The organism is Sinomonas sp. G460-2 (assembly GCF_047759905.1).
Lineage (GTDB): Bacteria > Actinomycetota > Actinomycetes > Actinomycetales > Micrococcaceae > Sinomonas.
In genome coordinates, this window is the sequence record NZ_JBKZWT010000198.1 from 1 (window position 1) to 6765 (window position 6765).

Here is a 6765-nt window from a genome sequence, read left to right on the forward strand (position 1 = left end):
CGCCAGCCCCCCAGATGACGCTGCCCCCGGCTCCGGTCCCGGCCGCCAGCGCGGAGGTGAGCGAAGAGGGGGGCGAGGGCACCGCCGTCGCCCGCTTGCTGAATCGCGTCCTCGCGAAGCCGCCCGTGCGCCGCATCGCGAAGGAGCTCGGCATCAACCTGGCCGACGTTCCCGCGACGGGTGCGCGCGGTGAGGTCACGCGCGCGGATCTCGAGTCGTACCAGGCGCAGCGCGAACGCGAGATCGCGGCCGCCCCCACGTTCTGGGAGCCCGCGAAGAAGCCGCAGGACCAGCGCGTCGAAGTCGTCCCGGTGCGCGGCGTGCGGAAGGCGACCGCGAAGGCCATGGTCGATTCGGCGTTCTCGGCCCCGCACGTGAGCATCTTCGTGGACGTCGACGCGTCACGGACCATGGAATTCGTGCAGCGGCTCAAGAAGTCGCGCGACTTTGAGGGCATCAAGGTCTCGCCGCTGCTCATCCTCGCGAAGGCGGTCATCTGGGCCGCCGCCCGGAACCCGAGCGTCAACTCGGAGTGGGTCAGCTCGCCCAAGGGCGACGAGATTCACGTCAAGCACTTCATGAACCTCGGAATCGCCGCGGCGACCCCGCGGGGGCTGCTCGTGCCGAACATCAAGAACGCCCAGGATCTCTCCCTCAAGGAGCTCGCCGTGGCGCTCAACGAGCTCGCCACGACGGCCCGCGCGGGCAAGACGAAGCCCGCAGACATGCAGGGCGGCACTCTCACGATCACCAACATCGGTGCGCTCGGGATCGACATCGGCACGCCGATCATCAACCCCGGCGAGGTCGCGATTGTCGCGTTCGGGACCATCAAGCTGAAGCCGTGGGTCGTCTCGGGCGAGGTCATTCCGCGCTGGATCACGACGCTCGGCGGCTCCTTCGACCACCGCGTGGTCGACGGCGACCTGTCGGCCCGCTTCATGGCGGACGTCGCAGCGATCATGGAGGAGCCGGCGCTCCTGCTCGACTAGCGCGGCGCTCGGGGCCGACGGCGGAGCCCACGGCGCGAGCGCGGAACCCGGGTGCCAAGCGGCACCCGGGCTCTGTTCGCGCCTTGTATCGCCCCGCCGTCGGGCGCACAATGTGCCCAGCAGCCGGGGCACACCTGGCACGGCGCGCGCCACCCCGGATGCGGGAGGTCGATCCATGTGACTGCGTCCATGGGCGCGGGGGCCGTGAGCGTCCCGACTGGCCGCGAGATTATCGCTCGCCTCGAGCGCCTCGAAGTGTGGAGCCTGTCCTACCTGTTCATCGGGATCATCGGGCTGGGCTTCCTGTTCACGTTCTACGACATCTTCGATATCAACGTCTCGTTCATCCAGACGTGCGTCCAGCTCAACAAGGGCTGCACGCCGGAGAGCGCCCTCGGCGCGCTCCCGCTCCCGGTCCTCTTGAACCTCGCGGGCTATGTGGTGGGGACGCTCGTCCTGAGCCCCATCGCCGACCGGATCGGCCGGCGGAACATGCTCATGGTCACGATGCTCATCACGGGTCTCGGCTCGCTCTACAACGCGTTCGTGGGCGATTACGCGAATTTCAATATCGCCCGCACAATTACCGGCATTGGAATTGGCGCCGATCTTGCCATTGTGAACACGTACGTGAATGAGGTCGCACCCCGGCCTGCGCGCGCGAAATTCACGACCATCATCTTCATCATGTCCGCGCTCGGCGCCTTCGTGGGCATCTGGCTCGGGCTCATTCTCACAACGCCGGCCACGCCATGGCCGCTCGGGCTGCCGTTCGCGGCGGCCGGGCCGAACTTCGAGAGCGGGTGGCGCTGGATGTACGGCGTCGGCGCGATCCTCGCCGTGATCGCCGTGCTGCTGCGGTTCGAGCTGCCCGAGTCGCCGCGCTGGCTCATCGGGCAGCACAGGTTCGAGCAGGCCGACAGCGTGGTCCGTTCGATGGAGCAGCGCGCCGCGAAGCACGGTGCGCTCGCCGAGCCGCGCCTGGCCGATGTCTACGGCGCGGTGACCCCGGCGTCGCCCGTCCCGTACCGGGACCTGTTCAGCCGCCCGCTGTACGTGCGGCGGATCGTTCTCCTGTTCTTCATCTGGTTTATCGGGTACATCACGGTGTATTCGTTCGCGGCGGGATTCACGGTGGTGCTCTCGGCCCTCCAGTACCCGCCGCCGGAAGCGGGCGTGATCGCCGCCGTCGGGACTCTCGGCTTCGTGGCGGAAGCCGCGATCATGAGCGCGATCGTCGAGAAGCTCGAGCGCCGGCACTGGCTCCCGATCGCCGCAGGCGTGACCATCCTCGGGTCGATCGTCGTCTCGATTGCCGGGACGAGCGTCTGGCTGTCCTTCCTCGGCGCGATCCTCATCTTCGCGGGCTTCAACCTCTGGGTCTCGCCGACGTACGCGCTGACAGCCGAATGCTTCCCGACCCGCGCCCGGACCACGGGGTTCGCGCTCGTGGACGGCGTGGGGCACATCGGCGGCGGGATCGGCGTCATGGTCATCGCGCCAATCCTGCCGCAGCTCTCGGTGTTCTGGGCGCTCGGACTGATCTCGGTGTTCCTCGTGATCGCGGCGGTCCTCGTCCAGTTCACGCCGCACACCCGGAACCGGCATTTGGACCACATCTCGCCGTGAGGGCTGGGCGCGCCCCGCGCTTGGCCGGTCCCAACCCGCAAAACCTGCGTGGCCCAACGCCGGTTTTGCGGGTCCGCGCCGGTCGTGCGTACGACGGCGGCGCGAAGCAGGTGCTGCCGAGCGTCGCGCCGCTGCGAAAGGTCAGCGCGACCGCAGCGCTTCCGCGATCCGCTCCGCGACAGCGTCAGGGTGGCCCGTCCCGTCGACCCGGAGCACGAGGCCGCGGCCGTCGTAGGCAGAGATGAGCTGGGACGTCTCGCTCGCGTAGACCTCGAGCCGGCGAGCGATCACCGGGGGCGTGTCGTCGGAACGGCCCTGTTCGGCGGCGCGCGCGAGGATCCGCTTGAGGAGCGCCTTCTGGTCGGCTTCAAGAACGACGACGGCGTCCAGTTCCGCCACGCGCGACGCCAGGATGAGGTCCAACGCATGCACCTGGTCGACGGTCCGCGGGTAGCCATCCAGAATGAAGCCCTCGAGGGCGTCCGGCCGCGCGAGCCGGACCTCGACGAGACGGTTCGTGACGTCGTCGGGCACGTAGCCGCCGGAGTCGAGCACCCCCTTGATCTGAAGCCCGAGCGGCGTTTCGTTCTGGACCTGTTCGCGAAACAAGTCTCCGGTGGAGATCGTCGGAACGCCGAGGTCGCGTGCCAGGCGCTCCGCTTGAGTTCCCTTCCCCACGCCGGGTGGGCCCATGATCAGGATCCGGTTCATGGATACCTCCATTGACTGGGGACCGTGCGCACGCCGTGGTCGATAGTGTGCGCCGACTTACTACACTCGGCAACAGGCTGGCCAACGGCAGACTGGTCGGCTGGTGATTGGCCCGGCTCAGGCCGCCGACGACGGTGAGTACCCGCCTCAGCGGAACGCGCCCATGCCCGTGAGGCGCTGGCCGAGGATGAGGGTGTGGACCTCGTCCGTACCCTCGTACGTGCGCACGGATTCGAGATTGTTGGCGTGGCGGAGCGGCGAATAGTCGAGTGTGATGCCGTTGCCGCCGAGGATTGTGCGCGCCTCGCGGCAGATCTCGATGGCCTCGCGGCAGTTGTTGAGCTTCCCGACGCTGATCTGGTGCGGCTCGAGTTTGCCGGCGTCCTTGAGCCGACCGAGATGCAGCGCGAGGAGGAAGCCCTTGTTAATCTCGAGCGCCATGTCCACGAGCTTCTGCTGCGTGAGCTGATACCCCGCGAGCGGCTTGCCGAACTGGAGGCGCTCACGCGAATACGCGAGCGCGTCCTCGAACGCGTCGCGTGCGGCCCCCATCGCGCCCCACGCGATCCCGTAGCGCGCCTCGCTAAGGCACGAGAACGGCCCCCGCAGCCCCACTGCACCGGGCAGGACGGCCTCGGCGGGCAGGCGAACCTCGTCCAGTTCGACGTCGCACTGGATCGACGCCCGCATCGAGAGCTTCGGCTCGATCGCCCTGGCGATGAAGCCCTTGGTGCGGGTCGGGACGACAAAGCCGCGCACGCCGTCGTCCGTCTGCGCCCAGACGACGGCGACGTCCGCCACCGAGGCGAGCCCGATCCACCGCTTCGTCCCGGAAAGGACCCAGCCTGCATTCGGTCCCGCGCCGTCGCGGCGCGCGAAGGTGTTCATCGAGGAGGGGTCCGAGCCCGCGCTCGGCTCGGTGAGGGCGAAGCAGCCGATCGCTTCGCCTGCCGCGAGCCGGGGGAGCCACTCGTCGCGCTGCTCGTCGGAGCCGTGCCTCGCGATCGCCGTCATGGCGAGCGAACCCTGGACGGAGACGAACGTTCGGAGGCCCGAGTCGCCGGCCTCGAGTTCGGCGGCGGCGAGGCCGTACTCGACCGCGGACCGGCCCGCGCAGCCGTGTCCAGTGAGGTGCATGCCGAGGAGGCCACGGCGCCCCAGCTCGGGGACGATCTCGAGCGGGAAGTGTGCGTCCTCGTACCAGCGGGCGATGTTCGGCCTGATCTCGGCCCGCACGAACTCGCGCACACGGTCGCGGAGGGCGAGCTCCTCGGTGCCGAGGAGGGAATCGAGGGCGAGGAGGTCGGCGGGATCTGAGACTTCGGCGTCCATGGGCCCAGAGTAGCGAGCCGTGGCCGGTCGTCGGGTGGGGAGGTGGCTGGTCGTCGGGTGGCAAGGACCCAGCAACGGGGTGGCAAGGACCCCGCAACGCCGTGGGCCGCGGCGTAGGGTTGAGCGTGTGACCGGAACCACTCACGCAGTCCGCCTCCCCGACCACCTCCGCTTCGCGACCTCGCCGCAGGCCCATCCCGCCGCGATCGTCCAGGGTCCGAACTACCGCTTCACGGTCCTCACGTCGCAGCTCATCCGCCTCGAGTACAGCGCCACGGGCGAGTTCGAGGACCGCGCCTCGCAAGTGGTGCTCCACCGCGATCTCGAGGTCCCCGAGTTCCGCGTCGTGGACGAGCCGCATCGGCTCGAGATCGTCACGAAGCACGCGCACCTCGTCTACGACAAGCGCGAGTTCACGGCCCACGGCCTCTCCATCAAGGTCCTCGGCGGCGTGAGCAACTACCACTCGGTGTGGCACTACGGAGAGCCGGAGGAGACGAACCTCGGCGGCACGGCCCGCACGCTCGACGGCGTGGATGGACCGTGCGAGCTCGAGCCAGGCCTCATGTCCCGCTACGGCTTCGCGACGCTTGACGACAGCGAGACCCTCGTCTTCGACGACGCCGGCTGGCTCACCCCGCGCGGCGACGGCGAAACCCCAGGCACGGACGTGTACTTCTTCGGCTACGGCCGCGACTACCGCGGCTGCCTCCGGGACTTCTACCGCATCTCCGGCCCGACGCCGCTCGTGCCCCGCTTCACGCTGGGCAACTGGTGGAGCCGCTACTACCGCTACACCGAGGACGAATACCGCGGCGTCGTGGAGCGCTTCGACGCCGAGCGCATCCCGCTCTCGGTCGCGGTCCTCGACATGGACTGGCACCTCACGGAGATCGACCCCGCGCACGGGAGCGGCTGGACCGGCTACACGTGGAACCGTGAGCTGTTCCCGGACCCCGAGGGCTTCGCCCGCTGGCTCCACGGCCGCGGGCTCGCGCTCACGCTCAACGTGCACCCCGCGGACGGCATCGCGGCGCACGAGGAGGCCTACGAGCGCACGGCGCTCGCCCTGGGCCTCGACCCCGAGGCCGGCGACGCGATCGCGTTCGACCCCACGGACCCCGAATTCCTCGGCGCGTACCTCCGCGAGGTCCACCACCCGCTCGAGGAGGCTGGCGTCGACTTCTGGTGGCTCGACTGGCAGTCGGGCCCGTATTCGCGGGTCCGGGGCCTCGACCCGCTGTGGGTCCTCAACCACGTGCATTTCCTCGACTCGGCCCGCAACGGCCGCCTCCCGCTCACGTTCTCGCGCTACGCGGGCCCGGGCAGCCACCGCTACCCGATCGGCTTCTCCGGCGACACGATCGTCACGTGGGAATCGCTCGCGTTCCAGCCCTACTTCACGGCGACGGCGTCCAACATCGGCTACGGCTGGTGGAGCCACGACATTGGCGGCCACATGTGGGGCTACAAGGACGACGACCTCGCCGCGCGCTGGGTCCAGCTCGGTGTGTTCTCGCCGATCAACCGGCTGCACAGCTCGTCGATGCCGTTCACGGGCAAGGAGCCGTGGCGCTACCGTGCGGACGCCGAGGCCGTCATGGCGGACTTCCTTCGCCTTCGGCACCGGCTCGTGCCCTACCTCCACACGATGAACCACCGAGCGTTCACGGAGGGCCGACCGATCGTCGAGCCCATGTACTACGAGTACCCCGAGGAGGGGGACGCGTACGAGGTGCCGAACCAATTCCTCTTCGGCACCGAGCTCCTCGTGGCGCCCGTCGTCGAGCCGCGGGACCGCGCGCTCAACCGGGCGAGCGCGCCCGCGTGGCTCCCGCCGGGCGTCTGGATCGACTTCTTCACCGGCACCGTCTACCGCGGCGGACGCCGCGCCCGCCTGTACCGCACCCTCGAGACGATGCCCGTCCTCGCGCGAGCCGGCGCGATCGTGCCCATGGCGCATCCGGACACGCTCGGCAACGGCACCCCCGCGCCCGAGCGCTTCGAGCTGCGCGTCTTCGCGGGCGCCTCGGGCGAGTTCACGCTCATCGAGGACGACGGCGGGGCCGCGGCCGGGGAGCGCGGGCATCAGGTCCGCACG

The 6765-nt window shown here is 69.4% G+C and carries 5 protein-coding genes; 3 read left to right on the top strand and 2 right to left on the bottom strand.

What is annotated here, in order from left to right; genetic code table 11:
• Together ACLN58_RS15600 and ACLN58_RS15605 are read left to right on the top strand one after the other, a co-directional pair.
• Positions 1 to 992 (top strand): dihydrolipoamide acetyltransferase family protein (locus ACLN58_RS15600; protein ID WP_415856173.1); only part of this gene is annotated, 992 nt, incomplete at its 5' end.
• Positions 993 to 1169: 177 nt separating this feature from the next.
• Positions 1170 to 2621: an MFS transporter gene (locus ACLN58_RS15605; RefSeq protein WP_415856174.1), complete on the top strand. Its 1452-nt coding sequence runs from the start codon at positions 1170 to 1172 to the stop codon at positions 2619 to 2621.
• A 141-nt stretch (positions 2622 to 2762) separates the two neighbouring features.
• Here ACLN58_RS15605 and ACLN58_RS15610 read toward each other — a convergent pair whose 3' ends face one another.
• Positions 2763 to 3332, bottom strand: a complete 570-nt coding sequence (locus ACLN58_RS15610) for an adenylate kinase (RefSeq protein ID WP_415856175.1) — start codon at positions 3330 to 3332, stop codon at positions 2763 to 2765.
• 147 nt (positions 3333 to 3479) lie between these two features.
• On the bottom strand, positions 3480 to 4664 hold the full coding sequence (locus ACLN58_RS15615; RefSeq protein ID WP_415856176.1) for an acyl-CoA dehydrogenase family protein: 1185 nt from the start codon (positions 4662 to 4664) through the stop codon (positions 3480 to 3482).
• 127 nt (positions 4665 to 4791) lie between these two features.
• On the opposite strand from ACLN58_RS15615, the gene ACLN58_RS15620 reads away from it, so the two are divergent.
• The coding region (locus tag ACLN58_RS15620; RefSeq protein ID WP_415856177.1) for a TIM-barrel domain-containing protein at positions 4792 to 6765 on the top strand (1974 nt) is incomplete at its 3' end.